This window comes from Fictibacillus solisalsi (assembly GCF_900103485.1).
Taxonomy (GTDB): domain Bacteria; phylum Bacillota; class Bacilli; order Bacillales; family Fictibacillaceae; genus Fictibacillus_C; species Fictibacillus_C solisalsi.
On the sequence record NZ_FNHW01000001.1, the window covers coordinates 3,365,463 to 3,386,121 of the forward strand.

The following is a 20,659-nucleotide window of genomic DNA, read 5'->3' on the forward strand; positions in this document are numbered from 1 at the left end:
CTTCATAAAGTGATTGATTGGAAAAGCGGCTCCATAAATGAGCCGCTTCTTTTCCTTTATTTTTTTTCATCGGAAGGGCCATGCCCAATCCCACGGAGAAGCTGCAGCATGATATACACTCCGCGGCTGACTTCCGGATCTTTTAGCGTTTTGATCAGTTTAATGAATCCAACATCCTCTGCACTCGGCACCTCTGTTCCTTCTTCCTTTTGCTTACGCGTGTACCGGGTGGTCAGTTCGTCAATGCCTTCAAGGTTCAGCATACCCAGAAATTCGATTAACCGGGTAAAGTTGTGGAGAATGGTTGAATTCGGCTTATTGTTGGCTTCAAAGGCGAGATTCCCCATAATATGCTCCTGTTTGGCAACCATCGCATTCATCATGGCAAGGTTGCCGCTCTCATGCAGGAGACTGAAAAAACGGACGGTCTCAAGCATCGCCTCTTTATTTTCAGACAACACATCAAGCAATTCACCCAGGTTGTCCTGTTTCACCTTTTCCTCGGGTATCTCCATGCGCTTTATATCTTTGATCCGCTCAGCCATCTTGTTTTACCTCCTCATTACCAGGAAAAATGTAATCCTCCCGATCCCACTTCTTCTGTACATCCACGCCATACTGCGGATTGCGTTTTCCTCTTCTGTAGTTGTACAGCGGGAGCGGTGAATCTCCTTTTTTGTCCAACACTTCTATTTTGGCTGGCACTTCTTTGTAAGCAGGGGTATTGGTATCTTTGTCCGTAACATTGCCCGTTAAATAATTGATGGCGCTTTTGCCGTTGTCATTGAGCGGAAGGTACGCCTCCTGCCCGAACACTTCCTTTGAAATATGCACTTGGGTAACCGCTTCACCATTTTCATTGGAAATTTTTATCTTTGAGCCTTCTTCCATTCCATACTTTTCTGCCGCCTCCTCTGACACCGCAATCCATGAATTTGGCACTTTTGCACGGATTCCTTTTGTATGGTACGTCATATTGCCTTCATGGAAATGCTCCAGGATACGGCCATTGTTAATATGGAGATGGTGTTCCTCATCAATATGATAGTGGCGGGCAAAGTTAACCGGATGCAGCTTCGCTCTGCCGTCAGGGAACGGGAAACCGTCCGTGAATAAAAGAGGTGTATCATTTCCCTCTTTATTTACCGGCCACTGCAGGCTCTCAAAGTTCTCGAGCCGCTCATAGCTGACACCGGCAAAGATCGGTACCAGATCTGCCGCTTCCGCCATGATATCGGCAGGAGAAGAATAGTTCCAATCAAACCCAAGCCGTTTGGCAATCTCACAATAGATTTCCCAGTCCGGCTTGGATTCACCAAGTGGTTCCATGGCCGGATATAACCGCTGGATTCTTCGCTCGGTATTCGTGAAGGTTCCTTCTTTTTCAAGACTTGGAGAAGCTGGCAGCACAACATCGGCATATTCCGCTGTGTTGGTTAAAAAGAGATCCTGCACCACAAAGAAATCCAGTTTTTCAAACGCCTTGGTCACATAATTAATATTGGAGTCCACCACACCCATGTCTTCACCGGTAACATAGAGAGATTTCAGCTTGCCGTCATAGATTCCCTGTACCATCTCATGGTTATCCATTCCTTCATTCGTGGACAGCTGGACTTGCCATGCCTGTTCGAATTTCGATACCGCGTCACGATCGCTGATTTTCTGATATCCGGGCAACGTGTTCGGCATGCTTCCGAAGTCACTGGCCCCCTGCACGTTATTATGGCCGCGCAGCGGGTATGCACCGGTTCCGGTACGGCCGTAATTGCCGGTAACAAGCAACAGATTGGAGATGGCAGTGGACGTGTCCGCGCCGATCTGGTGCTGCGTGATCCCCATCGCCCAGCAAATGCATGTTTTGTCTGAATCCCGAATGGCTTCTGCCACCTGAATCAGTGTTTCCTTTGAAATTCCCGTAATCTCTTCAGCTGTTCCTAATGTAAAAGGCTTGAGGCTTTCAACATACTCATCAAAATGATTCACTTTTTCTGCTATAAATGCTTCATCATGCCATCCCATGTCAATGATGTATTTGGCAACGGCTGAAATCCACACCAGGTCTGTTCCGGGCTCCGGATGGACGTAAAGATCCGCTCGTTCTGCCATTTCATGCTTCCGGAGATCAGCAACAATCAACTTTTGCCCAAACATTTTGTGAGAACGTTTGATTTTGGAGGCAAGCACTGGATGAGCCTCTGCGGTATTGGAGCCAACAATAATCACGAGCTCTGCTGCTTCCAGATCATCCATGGAACCGGCATCTCCTCCGTACCCGACTGTCCGGTTAAGGCCTTTCGTGGCCGGGGACTGGCAGTAACGTGAGCAATTATCAACATTGTTTGTTCCGATGACCTGGCGGGCGATTTTCTGAATAAGATAGGATTCTTCATTGGTCGCTTTGGACGAGGCGATAAAACCGAGAGCATCAGGGCCATGTTTTTCCTTAATTTCCTTGAACTTATCCGTAATGTAGTCCAAGGCTTCGTCCCACTCCACTTCTTTAAAATATTCCCCTTCACGGATCAGCGGACGGGTCAAACGGGCTTCGCTGTTAATGTGGCCCCAGGCGAATTTCCCCTTGATGCAGGACATGATGCCGTTGGCCGGCGCTTCCGGGACCGGATCCATCTTAAGGATTTCACGGCCTTTGGTCCAGGCTTCAAAGCTGCAGCCGACCCCGCAATACGTGCAAACCGTTTTTGTTTTCTTGATTTGGTCTTCTCTCATCTTCGCTTCAGAATCCGAAATGGCAAATAGAGGTCCATACCCTGTTTCGGCTTCCTTTGTCACATCAATCATGGAACGCAAAAAGTCGGGGCGGATATCGGTCAAGAAACCGGCTTGGCCCTGCATGCTGTTCTCCATCAACGCATTGCACGGGCAGACGGTTACACATTGTCCGCAACTTACGCAGGAGGATTCCTCGATCGGAACATTGTCATCCCAGATCACCCGTGGCTGCTGCAGGTCCCAATCAATGGAAAGCGTTTCATTGACTTCAACCGTCTGGCATACTTCCACACATTGTCCGCACAAAATACACTGATCAGGGTCGTATCTGTAAAACTGCCCTTTATCGAGGTCGTACCCTTTGACTTTAAAATTTTTAATTTGATGTTCCAGCCCCATGTCCTTCACGGTATTGTGAATGGTGCAGTCACCATTGTTGTTGTCACATACTGTGCAATACAATTCATGATTTTCAAGGATATTGTCCATCGCCTTAAACTGGGCATCCTTCACTTGGGGCGTATCCGTCCGGATTTCCATTCCTTCCTTGATAAACGTGCCGCACCCTCGAACGACTTCACCGTTCACAAGAACCGCACACGTATCACATGTTTCAATCGGTCCAAGACTCTCCTGGTAGCAAACATGAGGAAGATAGACATCTTTGTCCAGCAATACCTGCAGAACACTTTGTCCCTGTTCTGCCTCGAATTGATCCCCGTTTATGACAACTGAAAGTTTGTTTTCCATCTGTCTCCTCCTCCACCTGGTTTAATGCGAAATAAAAAGTTTTACTATCCATTTTTTTAAAAGGACTGGGGTACCGTACACGAAGTTAATTCCTTACATTGTAAAGTTTTATACAGAGAAAAAAAGAGTGGCAGGCAAACCGGCCACGAACAAAAAACAGGGCTTGCTCGCCGTTCTGTAGGGGAACAGAAGCCGCTGCAACAGCATTACTCCTGGTTTTTCAACCATGGATTCACCTCACTCTTCCCTCTTTGGTTGCTTATACGTATCTTTTATTTTCTTCCCTGATTTACCTTAAACATAAACCTCACGGCAGGAATTTTCTATTTTTTTTCATAAACTCAGGAAGATGATTACGTTTTAATCTAAAAAAAAAGGGGATTACATCTAAAAGAACGTTTACATACCTGCAGCTGAATTTATGTTCTGCTGCCTTTTGCCATCCATTTCAAACAAGTTTTTTTGGATTTTCAAAAAAAACAGCTAAAAGGAGAGACTATGAAAAAGATTGTGGGGATCTGGGGCAGCTGCCTTCTTTTATTGTCCGGTTGTTCAGCCATCCAAAATATGGACGTCCTGAACCCTGCCGGCAGCCAGGCAGCGGAACAATATTCGTTAATCAAGCTCAGCATGTATATTATGTTAATCGTCATGGTTACAGTGGTTGTTCTTTTTGTCCGCTTTGTTCATAAATACAGGGCAAGGCCCGGCTTTACACCCGAAAAGCATCAGGAAAACCGTAATAAAAAACTGGAGCTCACCTGGACCATCCTTCCCTTTGTCCTTCTGCTGATCCTGGCTGTTCCGATGGTAAAAAGCGTATTTGGAGAGGAAAAACAGGACAACACGGGAGCAATGAAAGTGAAAGTCACCGCAAGTGAATACTGGTGGAAATTCGAATACCCGGAAGAGGGCATTGTCACCTCCCAGGAGCTTCATCTGCCCAAAGGAAAGCGAGTGGTCATTGAACTTCACTCCAAGGATGTGATTCATTCGTTCTGGGTACCTCAATTGGGAGGAAAACAGGATTTAATTCCGGGAAGAACGAACAAAATGGCCTTAACTCCCGAGAAGGTTGGCACCTATCAGGGGAAATGCGGCGAATTTTGCGGAGCGGGCCATTCCTTTATGCGGTTTCTGGTGAAGGTAGACAGTCAGCAGGACTACCAGCAATGGGTAAATCAAATGAAAAAAGAAAACACTTCATCGAAACTCAGCGCCCAGGAATCCGAAGGGCAAAACGTCTTTAAAAACAACTGTTTGAGCTGTCACGCGACAAGCGGCGTTGCAAGCGCGAACCAGGGAAAAGAGGGTCCTAACCTGGCTGGTTTTGGCGATCGTGAACGTGTGGCCGGCTTCATGCCCAACACAGAAAAAAATGTGTTGAAGTGGCTGAAGGATCCAAAAAAAGTAAAGCCTGGCACTGAGATGCCAAAAGCTAAGGGGCTCAGTAAGGATGATTACGCTGCTCTTTCCGCTTACTTGAAGGCGCTGGAAAAGTGAATAAGCTACAACCAAAGCTGGGGGGATAGATATGTCATTTTTTAATACACAAATCAAATTCGCTTCTGACATTGTCGCCGCTAATATTTCCATTATTGTCATTCTGGTCGCTGCGGTAATTTATATCTCTTTGGCTAAAAAATGGAAGGTGATATGGTCGCTGATTCGTACGATGGATCACCGCAAAATCGGCATCCTTTACATTGCCTGGGGATTCATTTTTTTCCTTCGCGCCGGTCTCGACGCCATGCTGATGAGAACACAGCTGGCCTTTCCAAATTTCCACTTCTGGGTTTTTCAGGGGGATAAGTATGATCAGGTCATGACGACGCATGGGACTCTCATGATCTTTTTTGTTGCAATGCCTTTTTTGATCGGTCTAATGAACATCGCCGTTCCTCTGCAGATCGGAGCGAGAGACATCGCCTTTCCTTTTTTCAATTCATTGAGCATGTGGCTCTTTGTAATCGGCGGCTTGTTGATCAACATGAGTTTTGTGATGGGCGGTGCGCCTTCCACAGGATGGACTTCTTATGTTCCGCTCGCGGTGGGAAAGGATATTGTGGGGAACGGGACAGCCTTTTATGACATGGGTGTCCAGGTTTCCGGAATCGGTACCATTATGACCTCGATCAACATGATCACCACCATCTTAAAGCACCGCGCACCCGGCATGGGATTCATGAAGATTCCACTGTTTACCTGGTCGGCCTTGATCACCTCGATCCTTATTCTTTTTGCCTTCCCGGTGCTCAGTGCAGCTTTACTGATCCTGCTGTTTGATAACCAGTTTGGCACGCAAATTTTCAGTGGCGAACACGGTAACCCTGTCCTTTGGCAGCACTTGTTTTGGGCCTTTGGCCATCCGGAGGTGTACATTGTCATTCTTCCGGCTTTCGGGGTCTTTTCCCAGGTCATTTCCACATTCGCTTCCAAACGGATCTTTGGCTATTCCTCCATGGTTCTTTCCATGCTTGCCATCGGGTTCTTAAGCTTCATGGTTTGGATTCATCACATGTTTACCGTCGGCCTTGGTGCTTTTGCCAATGTGGTATTTGCCATTACATCCATGCTGATTGCCGTTCCTACCGGGATAAAGATCTTTAACTGGCTGTTTACCATCCGGGGCGGCTCTGTCCGTTTTACCACAGCGATGCTCTATTCGCTTGCCTTTATTCCTTCATTTGTTATCGGGGGTGTAACCGGCGTCATGCAGGCCGTCGTGCCGGCCGATTACCAATACCATGACTCTTACTTTGTTGTGGCTCATCTGCATTATGTTATGGTTGGCGGTACGGTGTTTGGCGCCTTTTCCGGTTTTTATTACTGGTGGCCCAAAATGTTCGGATATCTTCTCAATGACAAGATCGGTAAATGGCAGGCCTGGACGTTCATTATCGGTTTTCATATGACATTTTTGCCGATGCACCTTTCCGGTCTGCAGGGGATGCCCCGAAGAACTTTTACCTACCTGCCAGAGGACGGATTGTTCGAATTTAACTTCATCAGTACAATGGGCGCCTATCTGATGGCCTTCAGTGTCCTTCTTTTCATCTGGAATGTGTTTTACAGCTACCAAAAAAAAGAACGGTGGGGTGTGGCCGATCCGTGGGATGGACGCACCATGGATTGGGCGGTTCCTTCCCCTTCCTCTCATATACGCTGGCCGTATTTGCCTGTCGTCAGGGATTTGGAAAACCTTTGGTATGCGAAGGAACATGGAGATGGCACCCTGCCGTTTTCCCAAAAAGAAGAGAAGCGGATTGTCGTCGAGAAGCCAACCATCATTCCTCTGTTACTGAGCGGCGGATTTTTCACCATTTCCTTTGGACTGATCTTCGCGGTGCCGCTCATCACGGTTGCCGGATTTATGGGGACACTGCTTCTGATGGCCTGGCGCTCCATTACGTATGAGCGGAGCATTGATCTTTATACGAGTGCCCAGCTTGAAGAAGCCATTCGAAGGGAGGAAGAGTAAATGGGAGTGGAAAGCAACGTAGAAAATTCAACCGAAACCCTTCTCGAATATTCATCGCCAAGGAAGACAGCCATGTTCCTGTTTATCTGTGCGGAGGCTGTCATTTTCGGATCCTTGTTTGCCACCTATTTTGTTATGCTCCACCATTTGGGAGACGGTCCCGGACCGAAGGAATTTTTTAAGTTCAAGGAAATGATTCTACCAACCATTTTGCTTCTTTCCAGCAGCCTGACCTGGTACCTTGCGGAAAAAACCTTGCATGTACGGGAGAAAGGGAAAACCTTGTTTTTCATCGGACTGACCGCCCTTCTGGCCCTTGGCTTTCTTTCCCTGGAAATGATAGAGTTCCTAAAAAATATAGGAGATGGATATACACTGGGCAGAAGCCCCTTTATTTCCTCCTACTACCTGCTTGTCGGACTGCACGGATGCCATGTGCTGTTCGGCATCCTGTGGATGGCCCTATTACTTGTGCATGTCAAGACAAAGGGCTCTACTGTCGCTAACCACGGCCGGTTTGTTTCATTTAGCATCTACTGGCACTTTGTCGATTCCGTCTGGGTTTTTATCTTTTTATTGCTCTATGCTTTAGGTCAGTTTTTATAGCTTTAGCTGCCCTCTTTCTTCAAGAAAGAGGGCTTATTTTAGTAGAGTAGAATTACATGTTACAATATAGGCAGCAACCAGATTGATAGATAGAAAATAATAAAAGCGGGGGTAGAAATTGGCTCGAGTACAAAGACGCAGAAAGAAGAAGTTCCGCTGGGGACGTTTTATTTTGATGATGATCCTTCTCTTGATCTTGGCCGGGGGAGCATACAGCTACTACCAATACAAACAAGGTTTGTCCCAGGCAAGCGATGGAAAATTTGAAGACGATAAGAAAAATGAAGAACAGTTTAAAGGCGATTTGCCCGAGAACGGTAAAATAAATGTCCTTTTGCTCGGAAGTGACTCCAGAGGGGAAGACCATTCCCGTACGGATTCCATTTTAATTGCACAGTATGACCAGAAGAGCCATCAGCCCAAAGTGGTATCCATTATGCGCGATACGTATGTTACTATTCCGGGCCATGGCATGCAAAAGATTAATGCGGCCTATGCCTTCGGCGGTCCCGAGCTGCTGCGGCAAACCATTGAACAAAATTTCGGGGTGGATATCAACTATTATGCGGTCGTTGACTTTCAAGGGTTTTCCAAAATTGCCGATACAGTCGCTCCTAATGGGGTTAAAGTTAATGTGCCCCAGGATCTTATTGACGATATGAAGCTGGATCTGAAGCCCGGATACCAGACTCTACACGGAAAAGAGCTGCTCAGCTATGTCCGTTTTCGCCATGATGCTCAAAGTGACTTTGGCCGGGTCGCCCGGCAGCAAGAAGTGCTGTCCAAATTAAAGGAAGAAGCCACCAGTATCAAAAATGTATTTAAACTGCCGAAAATCGTTGGCTTGCTGGATCCTTACATTGAGACCAATGTCGACTCCAAATCCAAGCTGATTGTCGGCAAAGATTTTATTACCGGCCAGGCTCACAACGTCAAAACGCTCCGTATTCCATTGGATAATTCCTTCCAAAATGAACGCCACAATGTCGGAGATGTGCTCAGCATCGACCTTGAGAAAAATAAGGAGGCGCTGCAGGAGTTTTTATCCGCGAAATAATGTCTTTTAGCATATAAAAAGGCCGAAATCACAGAAAGTCATGTGATCTGGCCTTTTTTTGTTGAACTAGAGTAATTGGCCGGAGCGTTAGTTGCGGTTCGACAAGCAATACTTGCATATCATATCATTTTCATTTTTCGACAATAAAAAGCACTGCTCCCTCAATCAGCAGTGCTTTATTGTACGTATTTTGTCTTATTCCCCGGCATACCGGAACGATGGCCGGCCCGCCACACCCGGGCGATAGCGGAAGAGACCGCCGGCATGCGGCTGTTCCTTCAAGTCACTCTCGCTGAGCTGCTGCCTGGCGGTTGTGATGTACAGCTCATCCAGATTCTCTCCTCCAAAAGCACAGCACGTCACATTGGAAGCAGGCACGTCAATTTTTTGCAGCACCTTTCCGTCCGCCGGATCGATTTGGACAACACCCCAGCCGCCATACAATGCCACCCAAAGCATTCCTTCTTCATCAATGGTCATGCCGTCCGGTGCTCCCAGTTCATCGGTGAAGTCTTTTACGACTCTGCCTTCCCCCACTTCTCCAATATCAAGGTTATAGGAGTAGGCCTTTACCTGCATGGTTGGCGTATCAATAAAATAAAAAACCGTGCCGTCGTCACTCCAGGCCATGCCGTTGGAGATCGTCAAATCGCTCATCAGTACATCCACTGTGCCATCCAGATTCAGCCGGTACAAGGATCCTGCCCCTTTATCCTCCTTTAAGGAAAGCGTTCCAGCCAAAAAGCGTCCCCGCGGGTCACATTTGCCATCATTAAAACGATTTCCCGGGAGATGCTCCTCAGGATCTGCAATTTTCTCCAAAGTGCTGGTGCCATCTTCATTTAACCCCAAGTCGTAAAAACCGTGCTGGGCGGCTAAAACAAAATTGCTATCATCCTTCAGTGCCAATGTCCCCGGATACTGATCAAGCCCATAGACCTTTGTGTTTCCTGAACGTGGATCAAATGACTGGATCTTTTTTCCAAGGATGTTCACCCAATAGAGCTTCCCACTTCGCTCGTCCCAGATCGGGCCTTCTCCGAGTATCGCCTTTGCATCATGAACCAATTCAACTTTATCTGTCATTTTCTTCACCGTCCTCTTTGTATTTCAGAAAGCTCGATCCGCCGGCCTTCACGGTGAGAAAGCGCTGCCGCTTCATTAACCAGTGTCAGGTTACGAACATCCGCTTTATGAATAGAAGGTATGCTGTGATTCAAAATAGCATCCACCCACTGTTCCATGGCAGAAGGCAGCGCTTTTGGAAGCTGATCTGACATAATAAGCGCATCATCTTCCACCCTGCTTGAGATAAGCTCTTTAGGCTGGCGGCTTTCAAAAAGAAGTGTGCCTTCCGTGCCGTAGAGTTCAAGCTGATCGGGACAGCCGTACGACAAAAAGCCGGTCTCGATGATTCCGAGAGCTCCTGATTCAAATTCAACAATCATCGCCGCATTGTCATCCACCTCATGGCCTTTCGTCTGTTGCAGCCGTGCGGTGACCGCTTTTACTTTTCCTCCCAACCGGTTGGACAAGTAGATGGGATGGGCACCAAGATCGATAAGGGCCCCGCCTCCCGTTTCTTCCCGTTTAAAAAATTGGGAAGGCAGCCAGCCATGCTCGCTTTCTTCTGTCGGAACGGCACCATTATGGGCCACACGGCAACGGATGGATGTCAGCTCGCCCAACAGGCCCTCATCCAGTACTTTTTGGGCATACAGGTAAAACCGCTCAGTCAGGCGGGGCAGTGAAACCATCAGCTGCACATCTGCTTCCTCCATGGCTGCCAGGATTTCATCACATTCCTTCAGGGTGGCTGCCAGCACTTTTTCTGTAAAAACATGCTTCTTGTGCCGTGCACAAGCAACAATTACTTCCTTATGTATTGAGGTGGGAGTTGTGACAATCACCCCGTGAATGTCCTTGTCAGAAAGAACGTTTTCAAGGTCAGCCTCAAAGGGCACGCTCAACTCCTTTGCCCATTTCCTTCCGCGCTCCTGGTCTTCATCCCAGACTTTCATAATGTTGATTTGTTTATTTTCACTGGCTTCCTTCGCATAATCCTTTGCGTGGACATGCCATTTGCTCAACAGTGCAACATTCAACATACACTCCGCTCCTCTGTTTGATTAATCTATACTGTCCGGCTCATTGCCACTGCTTCTTCTTCAGCTGTCAGGCAATGCTCGAACTTCTTGACAAAAAAGCCATCCGGTTTGGACCATTCCGCATAATAGATATCCTCAATGCGGTGCACGCCTTCTTGTTTCAGCCCTTCTTCAAGCCAATTCCTATCTTTCCCGATGAGCCGGAGGTTTCCTTTATGGACTCTTCCCTCATTCACGAGCAAAATGGAAGGTTCTTCAACAGGGGGCATATCAGGATACTTCAATACCGAAATCTCACCACTTGTCTCGAGAAAAATGTAACGAACTTCTCTTAACGAAAAAACATCTTTTTGCCGCAGCATGCCCCTAAGCTGTTCAAGCTCCAGGTTTGCTTTTTCCAGCTCCCTGATACTGACACTTCCATCCCGGATGAGAATCTGGCTTGTTCCTCTCAGCGGAGCTCTCAACCGGTCAAATTTCTGAACGATTTTTTCAACCGCAAACATCAGCCCCGACCATATAGCGATGGAAAAAAGCATTTGTGGAATCGTATGATCCTGATGGTAAATGGTTTCTTCAACCGTCCCGCCCAGAATAAGCGCATAGACAAAATCCAGCGGTGTTACTTGTGACATTCGGCTTTTACCAAGCAGTCGAGTCACAAAAACTAGCGCCGCCAACCCGATAACAAGCTTTAATATGATGGAAAAGTACAGCATGGGCATTCCGGCCTCCTCATAGGTTCTATGCCGGAATATTCCCCCTATCGTTTGATCAAAAACTTATTTATCAAGCTCTTTCAAATGCTTTTCCACTTGAGCAACAAGCAGAATAATGACAAGGGTCATTAGACCCATCACACTGAACACAGCCCCCAATTCCTGTTTGACAATGATACTGCAGAGGATTTCGATGAGAGCCATTGCGATGCCATAGCGAATGAGAAGAACAGCGGAATACGCGTTGGCTTCCCTCCAAAACACTTCAATCTTCATTGACCCAAAATGTCCGGTAGCTGTTCAGCACATTGATTTTGACTGGAGGCTTGTATTTCAGGAACAAACCGGCAGCAATAAAGAACAGACCGGTCGCTAAACTAAGTATAAGCTTCCCATCATACGCATCCCTCCCCTTCCTAATTCTAAATAAACTTCAACTCTCCTTTTATTTCATCATAAAAAAGGATGACACCTATGCGCCATCCTTTCTTTTATTTTTACTTTTGCCACCATTTTTCTTTCACGTGGCGTTCAGAGAGACGAACGATCGCTTTGGTAGCATCTTGTAAAGAAATCGTTTTCTTCAGCATGTGATCTCCCAGGACGACAGGTCGTTCGTGCTATCCATATTAGTTAGCCGGTACCTTGTTTTTTATGTTTTCTGTTCTTCAAGTAGGCCATTCCGAGAAGCAAGACAGGGAAAATGATCTGGAATGGCAGATGAAGGAGGAAAGGTACGATGCTTATCCCTTCTTTTAGATGCTCCGGGAAATTGCTGGCCATCGTCATGGACAATAATAGAACAACAAGCCCTATAGGATAACACAGCCGAGAAGGAGGTGTAACGGTAAAGATGTTCGCTGTTCCTATGACAGCGGCATATATAAATAAAGCGACTTTAAAAAATCCGCCAACTATCAAAGCAATCATAAAGTAAACATCAAGACGCTCAAGAAAATCAGCCACCTGTATCGTTTGAATGGTGGTGAGTAATGGGAACTGTGACCGTTCAGTAAGTTTCACCCCGAGGATGCTGATGTTGAACACCATCACAAGCATAAGAGAGATTCCGCTTACAATAATACCGATAATGCTTACATTTCTTACCTTTTTAGAATCCCTTAAATACGGAATGATCATCGTAAAGACAATCAGTTCCCCGAATGGAAAATAAATCGTTTCTTTAACGGTCGATTTAATAATCGGTTTCCATCCGTTCTCAAGAACAGGCTGAAGGTTATGCAAATCAACCACGCCTGAAAACAAGACAAGCAAGACGCCTGAACCCGCCAAAAAATAAATAAATACGAGGAACAATTCTCCGGTACGCGCCAACACTTCGATTCCTTTGGAGACAGAATAGACAATGACGAGAATCATCAGGGTGTTGGCTATAAAAAGCGGAGTTTCTATGTAAGCAAATGTCAGAAGCATGGCCCCAAAGTCTCTGAGAACTCTGGCCGCCAAATACACAAAGTACAGCATGTATAAAAAAGAAGCAGACTTCCCGAGACCTTTCCCCATAATTTTTTGTAGATATTCCGTAGGTAAACAATCCGGATAAAAGCAATAAAGGCGATAACAGACAAAGAATATCAGCAATCCTCCAATCATTCCCAAAAGAATAACAATCCAGGCGTCCTGCTTGGCTTCAATTCCTAACGCCACAAGAAGGGCGCTCCCCAGCTCGAATAAAAGAACTAAGGCAAACAACTGGTATGCCGTTATTTTCGCTTTTTCCATTTGTCTGCCCCTCTCGCTAATTATTTGGCCCCGGATAAAAAGGAATTGTTCCTAAGCCCTGTTCTTCTTACAAATACATCTACTTTTACCTTCACGTTTGCCTTGGCAAAATAGTCTTCATCCCAATTTTTTGAAATTCTTTTCCACGTTTCTGGTTGTGACCGATGAACGGCATCTCCAAAGCCAAAAATATCCGTTTTCTTCGCCTGTGCTTCCTTAATCGCTGCTTTAATTTCCGATTTCACCTGTTTTTCAAAACCCTTCTCAAGGTCTGCGATAACGTGCGGATCCTTAAGATTCACAGGCACTTTCGTCTCACCAATATTCCCCTCCGTTTCCACTCTTACGTTCAGTTGTGCAGTTCTATTTTTAACCGAAGTTGATATGGAGGTATTTTGGCGAATCACTTCCAAAGCTATGGCTTCTTTTCGGCCCTTTTTATTAATATTGATTTCTGTTTTTTTGATTTTGTTTAAGGTCCAGACCGCACCCCTCGCCTTTTTGCCATCGATCCAGCCCACAAGCTTCCCATGTTTAAAAAGGGCCAGGCCGTCAACCACCGGAGCGGCTTGAGGAGTGGACTGCATAATATTTGAAACCTTTTCCCCTGTGGAACTGGACCCCTTCAGGTTGAAGCCGCTGATTAAAGGCTGTTTCCCGTCATCCGTAAGGTCTTTAATGACATCGATCATCATGATATTTAAAGATGCTCCCCAAACTCGTTCCGAAAACCTTAACAGTTTGATGACTTTGTTCGCCGGTAATTTGTCAATGGCCGTCAGCGTTTTGATCAAGTCTGCGGCTTTTGCATCGTGAGCAATAACCACTGTGGCCGTATTACGGAACGTGGCATCCCTGTCAAATGCGTCCAAGATGGGAAGAACCCCTTTTTTCTTCGCCAGTTTGTCACTGATCACGACTAGATTCGCATGGGCATAGTAAAGGTTCCGGGATACTTTGGTCGCCATTCGGCGGCTGATCTCATCGATGTTATCTCCTGTGGCTGAATAAACGGAAACCGCATTTCCCTGACCTCCTCCTCCTCCTTGAAAACTCCCTGTTACGTTTCCGGGGTTTACAAATTGAAAGGTGCCTACATACTTGCCTTGCTTATTCAGATCAAGACCGACTGCTGATACAAGGGCAAGATCATTCAGTTCTTTTTTACTCCAGCAGCCAGTTAACAGCAGCAACTGAAGACAAACCATCAGAAATATCCCTATTCGTCGTTTCATTGCTGGTCACCTTCCTGATCCGTGACCATTTCACTGCTTTGCTCCGGCTGCGGACGGCCAGTACTTTCACTCTGCCGCACGTTGTTTGAGCCACTAATAAATGCCGGCCGTTTCCTGTCTGCCCACAAAGGACCGCGCACAAAGGTATCATTCAAATCAGCCGGGATAAACGGAGCAAGCGGGGACATGTAAGGAACTCCGAACGAGCGCAAACTGCACAAATGAACGACCAAAATAATAAACCCTAAAATCATGCCAAAAAAACCAAATGTGGCTGCGCTAATCATAAATAAAAAACGGAGAAGGCGGGCAGATATTGCAATGGAAAATGATGGAGTCGCAAAGCTGGAAATGGCCGTAATCGCAACAATAATAACCATCGCCGGTGATACAACCCCTGCCTGAACCGCTGCCTGTCCGATAACCAAGGCTCCCACAATGGAAATGGCCGACCCGATGGCTTCTGGCATCCTGATGCCCGCTTCCCGCAGAATTTCGAAAGTCACTTCCATAATCAGCGCTTCAACAAAACTGGGAAACGGGACCGATTCCCGCTGTGCGGCAATAGCGATCAGGAGCTGGGTGGGAATCATTTCCTGATGAAAAGTGGTGGCAGCAATATAGGTCGCCGGTCCGATGAGAGATATAAAAAAGACCAGCACTCTCAAAAAGCGCAGAGCAGTAGAGATATAGAAACGTTCAGTATAATCTTCAATGGATTGAAAGAACTGAACAAACACCACGGGGCCTAGCAGGACAAAAGGCGTGCCGTTCACAAAAAGGGCGAACCTTCCTTCCAGCAGATTTCCTGCCACCGCATCAGGGCGCTCCGAGTGGTAAAGTGTCGGGAATGCTGAAATGGATTGGTCTTCAATGTACTGCTCGAGAAAACCAGACTCGAGCACTCCGTCAATATCTATCTTTTCAAGCCGTTTCCGGAGCTCTTCAATGATGTCGTCTCTCGCAATTCCCTTCAAGTACATGATCGTCACTTTGGTTTTGGTGACTCTTCCTATGGTCATGGTTTCCGTCCAAAGAGAAGGATTTTGGATAATCCTGCGGACCAGCGATATATTTGTCTCTATGGATTCCGTGAACCCTTCTTTGGACCCGCGAATGGCCCGCTGGGTTCTTGGCTCCTCAACAGCCCTTTTTTCTCCGCCTTCTGTTGCTGAACTTATGGCAACTGAGTAGCCATCTACGAAGATAATCGTATGGCCTGACATCAAAGCTGGGAACAGGGCGTTCCAATCCTTTATTTGTTCCATATTGCCCAATGGAAGATAACCTTCAATCATATCTTCCATGCTGATGGGATCTGATTCCGCCGGGTTCGATTTCATCAAGGGTTCAATCAGCAGCTCCTGCACCGTCTGAGAATCAGTCAGCCCTTTTAAATAAACGATGGCAGACTTCGTGTTAAAGCGTGGAGAATGCTTAAAACTGCGAATAACAATATCTGTGCTGTTGCCTGTCTGAGTTTTAATATATTCAATGTTTTCCTCTAAAACAGCAGAAAGAGGAGAAGAAGAGTACTCTTTCTTTTTCTCTTGACCTGTCTTTTTATTATATGAAGATGATTTTTTTTTAAAAAAAGAAGGCATGAGGACACAAAACCTTTCACATTGCTTTTTTTTTAGCGTTTCCGGCAGCTGCCTTCATTATTCCTTCGTATCATGATGAATATATTTCATTTGGGGATACTATTTATCGGAGCGTGATGATATGAAAATACTCCTGATTACCCTTTCCATGTTTGTTTTGTTAACCATTTTTTCGTTAACTTTGGATCTGGCACAAGGTTTTGAGCCGCGAACGGTCTACCTTAATGTTATGTCTCCATTTAAAGTCATGGAGCTGATTGAGAGTTTTGTTTTTGTCATCCTTATTGCTCTCTTTTTTCTCCAATCAGTCTTTCAACTTTTCACAAAAAAAAGAAGCCCGAAATAGTTGGGCTTCTCTTTCCTTGAATCTTTTATTTGCCTTCATACTCATTATTTTTCACCGTAAACTCATCGATTTTCTCGCCACCTGACGTGATGGCCGAAATTGTCATCACATCTTTCTCCACTTTGGCCTGAAGGGAAATGGCGATGTTGTCCATGTTTACATATTCAAACTTTTCGTCAGCGACGGCATCATAATGCTTGTTTCCTGTCGTGCCTGCCACCACATAGACCGTTCCGTTGCTGTCTTCCTTTCCGGCTTTCAGCTTTTTTGTCCTTCCGTAGGAATGGTCATGACCGGAAAATACCATATCGATACCGAGTTCATCTGCGACTGGAGGAATTTTCTTTTTTATCACCTCGTTCCCGCCAAAGGGATTCGTGTAATATGGCGGCTGATGTGTGACGAGAATTTTCCAGGGTTTATCGGTACTTCTCATATCTTGTTTCAGCCACTGGAGCTGTTGTTCCAATATTTCCTTTTCCGAGGTAAAACCAAGAACGGCGATGTGCATGTTGTTATAGTCTGCTGAGTATGTTCCGCCCTGATCTGCTTGGGGCCCGCTTTGCGGAAGTCCTAATATGGATTTGGCCAGGTCCGCCTTGTTGTCTCCCATATATTCATGATTTCCGAGCACAGAAATCATATCGGTACTCTGAATGTTTTTATATTTGTTTACCACACCCAACGTATCATCCCATTGTTTGAACTTGGATGCTTCATCGATCAAATCACCGACATGGATGATAAACGGCATCTTTTTCTCATTGAGATCTGCGAGGATCTTGTCAAAATGACTCAAATCCGAAGGCGACTGTGTATCTCCAAGGACCGCAAACTCAAACATTTTCTTCGGGCGCTGGGTCTCAAATTCCTGAAGCTTCGACCAGGCTGTCCCATTGCCTGTACGGTACACGTACTCTGTGCCCGGCTTTAATCCTTTGAGATTTACGGTATTAACGCGGATGATCCCGTTTTTCTTTAGATCAAGCTCTCCATTGAACACGTTGTCTTTATACGATCCGGCACGCTTCCTGAAGGCTGCCTCCCCTTGTCTTTCATAATCCGTCTTCGTCGCATACTGTACATATGGAGCCTTTTCCTTTCCAAGCGGGCTCGACATCCAGGTCAATGTTTTCACCGTTAACGGGTTGGCTGATGGAGCAGCATGGATATTTTTGAACTCCTCTTCCTTGACCAGCGGTTGATACGACTGTGTCGTCAACGGAAAAGAATATCTTCCATCCTTTACGGTATACAGTGAGATCGCATTGACTTCATTTGTAATGGAATCAACCGTCAATTTGCCGTTTGCGTCTGTTTGTCCAAGAAGGGTCGGTTCCTTACTTTCGCCAATTATGGCATAAATGTCTGCTCCGCTTACTGCTGAATCCTTGTTGTCTTTTACAGATAGTGTTGCTGGTTTTCCGATGAGAATCGGCTCAGCATTTAACTGGTAAGCTGCTTTTACCGGCACTTTTGCGGGTTTGGCAGAAAAGGTAGGATTGAACGTTCCTTCCACTGGCTTCTGATAGCTGATGGTTCCTTCCAGCAGTTCAACCATCATCTCGCTTCCTTCTTTTAGATCCGAAGGAACGGCTGTATGAATGGCTGCCGCATTCAGGGTTCCAGCCCCGGTGCTGTTTTTCAGGTTGAGGGTAAGTATCCCTGTATTTTCGTCATAGCTTGATGAACTATCCGAAAAACCATCCGCAAACTCTACATCTTTTACAGGAAGATTCTTATCCATCTGAAGTTTTACTGCAGATCCGGTGATCTCCTCCGCTTTTGTTACGTTAAGATCAATAGTATACGTTTCTCCTAAATAGGCTTCTTTTTGGTCTGTTGTCAGTTCTATTTTCGAGCCATTCGTATTGACTGTGAAATAGCTCGTATGAATCGACTGATTTCCGAATTTATCCGGAACCATAAACATGACTTTGTGGGTTCCGTCTGCCCACTGGTAACCAGTTAATGACACCGAACCATCCATATCATACGAATAGTGGCCTTCTGCCTTTGAATAATCCTTTCCGTCAACAATGACACGGATTTTTTCCCAATCGATGCCCGTTTTAAAAGGATCCTCCTCGTATTCATGAACCTTCGCCGTGAGATTTACCTCTTTCGTGGTATAGCTTTTGTCCTCCGTGCTGACAGATTCAATGACCGGGGGATTCAGATCGTCCACTTTTTCTCCGTACACCGCCCGTATGTTGTCCACGTACAGCGTTCCTTTTGTCATGGGTCCGGTAATGCCTGATTTGGTAGACATCATGCGGATGGCCTGTGAGCCGGACAGCTTAAACGGACCGGTAAAGGAGGAGGGAACTTCTGCTTCGATATATTTCCAGCCCGTCCAGTTGATTCCCGGGCTTTCTTCTGTGAGATTGATTGTCTGGTTCTTGCCATTTCCGTCTACAAGATACATTCTCAGCCAATACCCTTGCGCTTCAGGCGTGCCATATACCCACATGCCGATGCCAGTTGGATTTCCATCAATCTCAGTTGGTGTCCCTGGTCCGGCATATACGCCAAGGGTTGTCCCGCTTTGGGCATTCGTCAGGTCAAAATCAAGCCTTAGAGCTTTATCTCCAAAACGTACAGGTCCGGGATAGTGGGATTCCGACAGGGTTCCTTTTTCTCCACGGTTGGCGGTGGAAACTTTCCAGTCGTCCGCTCCCTGTTCAAAATCATGAAGAATGACCGGAAGCTGTCCCACCGAAATATGAATTTTTGCTTCTAAGTTGGTGTTTTTGAACCTTGCCGTAATCGTCCCTTTTACGTTTTGACTGCCTGTATGCAGAACTCCATCCTCATCAATGGTTCCCATTCCCTCAGGGAGATCAAATTCCACATCATTTCGGTTCCAATGCAGTTTTCTTTTATGAAACTCAGCCACCAGATCCAATTTCGTTTTACTGTTTCGCCCGACCGTTAATTCAGTCGATGAGAAATACAGCTGGTCCGGCGATTCAATTTCAATCGGGCTGCGTCCCACCTCTTTCCCATTATGCTTGGCAATAATGGAAAGTTGTCCGGTCTTGCCGTTCGAGGTAAAAATCCCTTTTTCGTCAATATCACCAAAAGAAGGATCGGAGAGCTCCCACGTCATACCGCTTGTGGGAAGCGTTGCGGAGGCCAATGATTTATCCCTTCCTTTTGCCTCAAAATCAACCACGCTTCCAGGGGTAAAAGACGCGTCATAAGGCTTGATAGAGGCGGAATGGAAAATATGATCCGAAGGTTCTGTGGTCGCCACAAGCCAGGTGTTGGCGACACTTCTCTCGTTTCTGTCAGACGGCAGATTATCCACTTCCAGTGTATCTCCGCCAAGCTCCCGGGTGGCAAATGTCGACGAGCCTCCCCCATCAAGGTTAAGTGCCTGAACCGCCCCGAGGTCCATCATGAGCTGGGCCAAATCTTTCATCGTAATTCCCGCAGAGTAGGGCTCTTGACGGCCGTCAATCACCGCAAAGAAAACATCTCCGTCTTCTTTAATCCCTACAGCGGTCCTGGGCTCCAGGTTCTGCCCGGTTTGGGGCGTCTGATAGATTTGTTTATTTTTCACCAGGATGGCATTGCCTCCAAGAGCTTCCTTTAGTTCACTCTTCAATCCTTCGTATTCGGAAGCACTCCCAATAATGGCTTCACCATTTTTCCTGATGCCAAAAAAGTTCCATCCGTTCATATTCCTTTCTTTAACAGCTCGTCCATCTTTGTAGATCACACCATGCGGTTCACCGGTAGCCATGTTGTAAAAGTCGGCATTAACGGCGGCAACAACTTTATGATTCTCTGAATCGGCAGCCTTGGCCTGTGCCCTGACCGGCTGCAGGCCATAAGCATCTTTGTCATTTGGCGTTCCGGCTTCCACCGATACACCGGGATGTTGAAGGTCGACATCGACAACAAAGCTTTCAATCTTCTTTCCTTCTTGATTTTCATAACTGTAATGTTTTTCTTGTACACCAGGGGCCAAATCTGCGGTGTACTCGTTGATCGGTGTTTTAATCAGAGGTGAGGTCAGATGAAATTCTCCAAGGGCAGTAACAGTATCAGGAATGATGGCAGGGGAGATGAGTGCCAGAGCTAAAGCGGAAGGGGCCATTTTCCTTTTCCAACGTATCTTCATTAAGATCGCTTCCTCCTGTGAATATATTTAGGCATACAGGAATACAGTAATGGAAAATTATTAAACGAATGTTAAAAATATGTAATATTGTTATATAGTTATACTAAATAACTAGAGTACGAGAAACAATAGGCCGAAAGTTGTT

At 46.2% G+C, this 20,659-nt stretch carries 15 protein-coding genes; 5 read left to right on the top strand and 10 right to left on the bottom strand.

Annotation, left to right across the window (positions count from 1 at the left end):
- Positions 1-56: 56 nt before the first annotated feature.
- Together BLT53_RS16885 and fdhF are read right to left on the bottom strand one after the other, a co-directional pair.
- The gene (locus BLT53_RS16885) at positions 57-545 is read right to left on the bottom strand and encodes a helical membrane plugin domain-containing protein (RefSeq protein WP_090236452.1); all 489 of its coding nucleotides are present in this window, start codon (positions 543-545) and stop codon (positions 57-59) included.
- Entirely contained in the window at positions 538-3,483 is a 2,946-nt protein-coding gene (gene fdhF / locus BLT53_RS16890) for a formate dehydrogenase subunit alpha (protein ID WP_090236453.1), read from the bottom strand. The genes BLT53_RS16885 and fdhF overlap by 8 nt, the downstream gene beginning before the upstream one ends.
- Positions 3,484-3,981: 498 nt before the next feature.
- Between fdhF and coxB the strand changes: the two genes are divergently transcribed.
- From coxB to BLT53_RS16910, 4 genes are all read left to right on the top strand, one after another.
- On the top strand, positions 3,982-4,986 hold the full coding sequence (gene coxB, locus BLT53_RS16895; protein WP_090236455.1) for a cytochrome c oxidase subunit II: 1,005 nt from the start codon (positions 3,982-3,984) through the stop codon (positions 4,984-4,986).
- A 31-nt stretch (positions 4,987-5,017) separates the two neighbouring features.
- Complete coding sequence (locus tag BLT53_RS16900; protein WP_090236456.1) at positions 5,018-6,964, top strand: cytochrome c oxidase subunit I; 1,947 nt, start codon at positions 5,018-5,020, stop codon at positions 6,962-6,964.
- Entirely contained in the window at positions 6,965-7,570 is a 606-nt protein-coding gene (locus BLT53_RS16905; RefSeq protein ID WP_090236457.1) for a cytochrome c oxidase subunit 3, read from the top strand.
- A 175-nt stretch (positions 7,571-7,745) separates the two neighbouring features.
- Positions 7,746-8,627: an LCP family protein gene (locus tag BLT53_RS16910; RefSeq protein ID WP_090236961.1), complete on the top strand. Its 882-nt coding sequence runs from the start codon at positions 7,746-7,748 to the stop codon at positions 8,625-8,627.
- Between the two features lie 195 nt (positions 8,628-8,822).
- Here BLT53_RS16910 and BLT53_RS16915 read toward each other — a convergent pair whose 3' ends face one another.
- The 7 genes from BLT53_RS16915 to BLT53_RS16945 form a co-directional block, all read right to left on the bottom strand.
- Positions 8,823-9,713, bottom strand: a complete 891-nt coding sequence (locus BLT53_RS16915) for an SMP-30/gluconolactonase/LRE family protein (RefSeq protein WP_090236459.1) — start codon at positions 9,711-9,713, stop codon at positions 8,823-8,825.
- Between the two features lie 5 nt (positions 9,714-9,718).
- Positions 9,719-10,735: a Gfo/Idh/MocA family protein gene (locus BLT53_RS16920; protein WP_090236460.1), complete on the bottom strand. Its 1,017-nt coding sequence runs from the start codon at positions 10,733-10,735 to the stop codon at positions 9,719-9,721.
- Positions 10,736-10,761: 26 nt separating this feature from the next.
- Positions 10,762-11,460 (bottom strand): DUF421 domain-containing protein, encoded by a 699-nt coding sequence (locus BLT53_RS16925; protein ID WP_244520446.1) that lies wholly within the window; start codon positions 11,458-11,460, stop codon positions 10,762-10,764.
- A 57-nt stretch (positions 11,461-11,517) separates the two neighbouring features.
- Positions 11,518-11,730, bottom strand: a complete 213-nt coding sequence (locus BLT53_RS16930; RefSeq protein WP_090236462.1) for a hypothetical protein — start codon at positions 11,728-11,730, stop codon at positions 11,518-11,520.
- Between the two features lie 357 nt (positions 11,731-12,087).
- Entirely contained in the window at positions 12,088-13,197 is a 1,110-nt protein-coding gene (locus BLT53_RS16935; protein ID WP_090236463.1) for a GerAB/ArcD/ProY family transporter, read from the bottom strand.
- Positions 13,198-13,217: 20 nt separating this feature from the next.
- Positions 13,218-14,432, bottom strand: a complete 1,215-nt coding sequence (locus tag BLT53_RS16940) for a Ger(x)C family spore germination protein (protein ID WP_090236465.1) — start codon at positions 14,430-14,432, stop codon at positions 13,218-13,220.
- Positions 14,429-16,036, bottom strand: a complete 1,608-nt coding sequence (locus tag BLT53_RS16945; RefSeq protein ID WP_090236466.1) for a spore germination protein — start codon at positions 16,034-16,036, stop codon at positions 14,429-14,431. The genes BLT53_RS16940 and BLT53_RS16945 overlap by 4 nt, the downstream gene beginning before the upstream one ends.
- A gap of 121 nt (positions 16,037-16,157) precedes the next feature.
- Between BLT53_RS16945 and BLT53_RS25870 the strand changes: the two genes are divergently transcribed.
- Positions 16,158-16,382: a YczF family membrane protein gene (locus BLT53_RS25870; protein ID WP_090236469.1), complete on the top strand. Its 225-nt coding sequence runs from the start codon at positions 16,158-16,160 to the stop codon at positions 16,380-16,382.
- Positions 16,383-16,407: 25 nt separating this feature from the next.
- Here BLT53_RS25870 and BLT53_RS16955 read toward each other — a convergent pair whose 3' ends face one another.
- A complete protein-coding gene (locus tag BLT53_RS16955) occupies positions 16,408-20,514 on the bottom strand; it encodes a phosphodiester glycosidase family protein (protein ID WP_090236470.1) in 4,107 nt (1,368 codons plus the stop codon).
- Between the last annotated feature and the right edge of the window lie 145 nt (positions 20,515-20,659).

Excerpts from the sequence above, each read along its gene's own strand:
- BLT53_RS16885 (WP_090236452.1), bottom strand. The coding sequence starts at position 545 with ATGGCTGAGCGGATCAAAGATATAAAGCGCATGGAGATACCCGAGGAA.
- fdhF (WP_090236453.1), bottom strand. The coding sequence starts at position 3,483 with ATGGAAAACAAACTTTCAGTTGTCATAAACGGGGATCAATTCGAGGCA.
- coxB (WP_090236455.1), top strand. The coding sequence starts at position 3,982 with ATGAAAAAGATTGTGGGGATCTGGGGCAGCTGCCTTCTTTTATTGTCC.
- BLT53_RS16900 (WP_090236456.1), top strand. The coding sequence starts at position 5,018 with ATGTCATTTTTTAATACACAAATCAAATTCGCTTCTGACATTGTCGCC.
- BLT53_RS16905 (WP_090236457.1), top strand. The coding sequence starts at position 6,965 with ATGGGAGTGGAAAGCAACGTAGAAAATTCAACCGAAACCCTTCTCGAA.
- BLT53_RS16910 (WP_090236961.1), top strand. The coding sequence starts at position 7,746 with ATGATGATCCTTCTCTTGATCTTGGCCGGGGGAGCATACAGCTACTAC.
- BLT53_RS16915 (WP_090236459.1), bottom strand. The coding sequence starts at position 9,713 with ATGACAGATAAAGTTGAATTGGTTCATGATGCAAAGGCGATACTCGGA.
- BLT53_RS16920 (WP_090236460.1), bottom strand. The coding sequence starts at position 10,735 with ATGTTGAATGTTGCACTGTTGAGCAAATGGCATGTCCACGCAAAGGAT.
- BLT53_RS16925 (WP_244520446.1), bottom strand. The coding sequence starts at position 11,460 with ATGCCCATGCTGTACTTTTCCATCATATTAAAGCTTGTTATCGGGTTG.
- BLT53_RS16930 (WP_090236462.1), bottom strand. The coding sequence starts at position 11,730 with ATGAAGATTGAAGTGTTTTGGAGGGAAGCCAACGCGTATTCCGCTGTT.
- BLT53_RS16935 (WP_090236463.1), bottom strand. The coding sequence starts at position 13,197 with ATGGAAAAAGCGAAAATAACGGCATACCAGTTGTTTGCCTTAGTTCTT.
- BLT53_RS16940 (WP_090236465.1), bottom strand. The coding sequence starts at position 14,432 with ATGAAACGACGAATAGGGATATTTCTGATGGTTTGTCTTCAGTTGCTG.
- BLT53_RS16945 (WP_090236466.1), bottom strand. The coding sequence starts at position 16,036 with ATGCCTTCTTTTTTTAAAAAAAAATCATCTTCATATAATAAAAAGACA.
- BLT53_RS25870 (WP_090236469.1), top strand. The coding sequence starts at position 16,158 with ATGAAAATACTCCTGATTACCCTTTCCATGTTTGTTTTGTTAACCATT.
- BLT53_RS16955 (WP_090236470.1), bottom strand. The coding sequence starts at position 20,514 with ATGAAGATACGTTGGAAAAGGAAAATGGCCCCTTCCGCTTTAGCTCTG.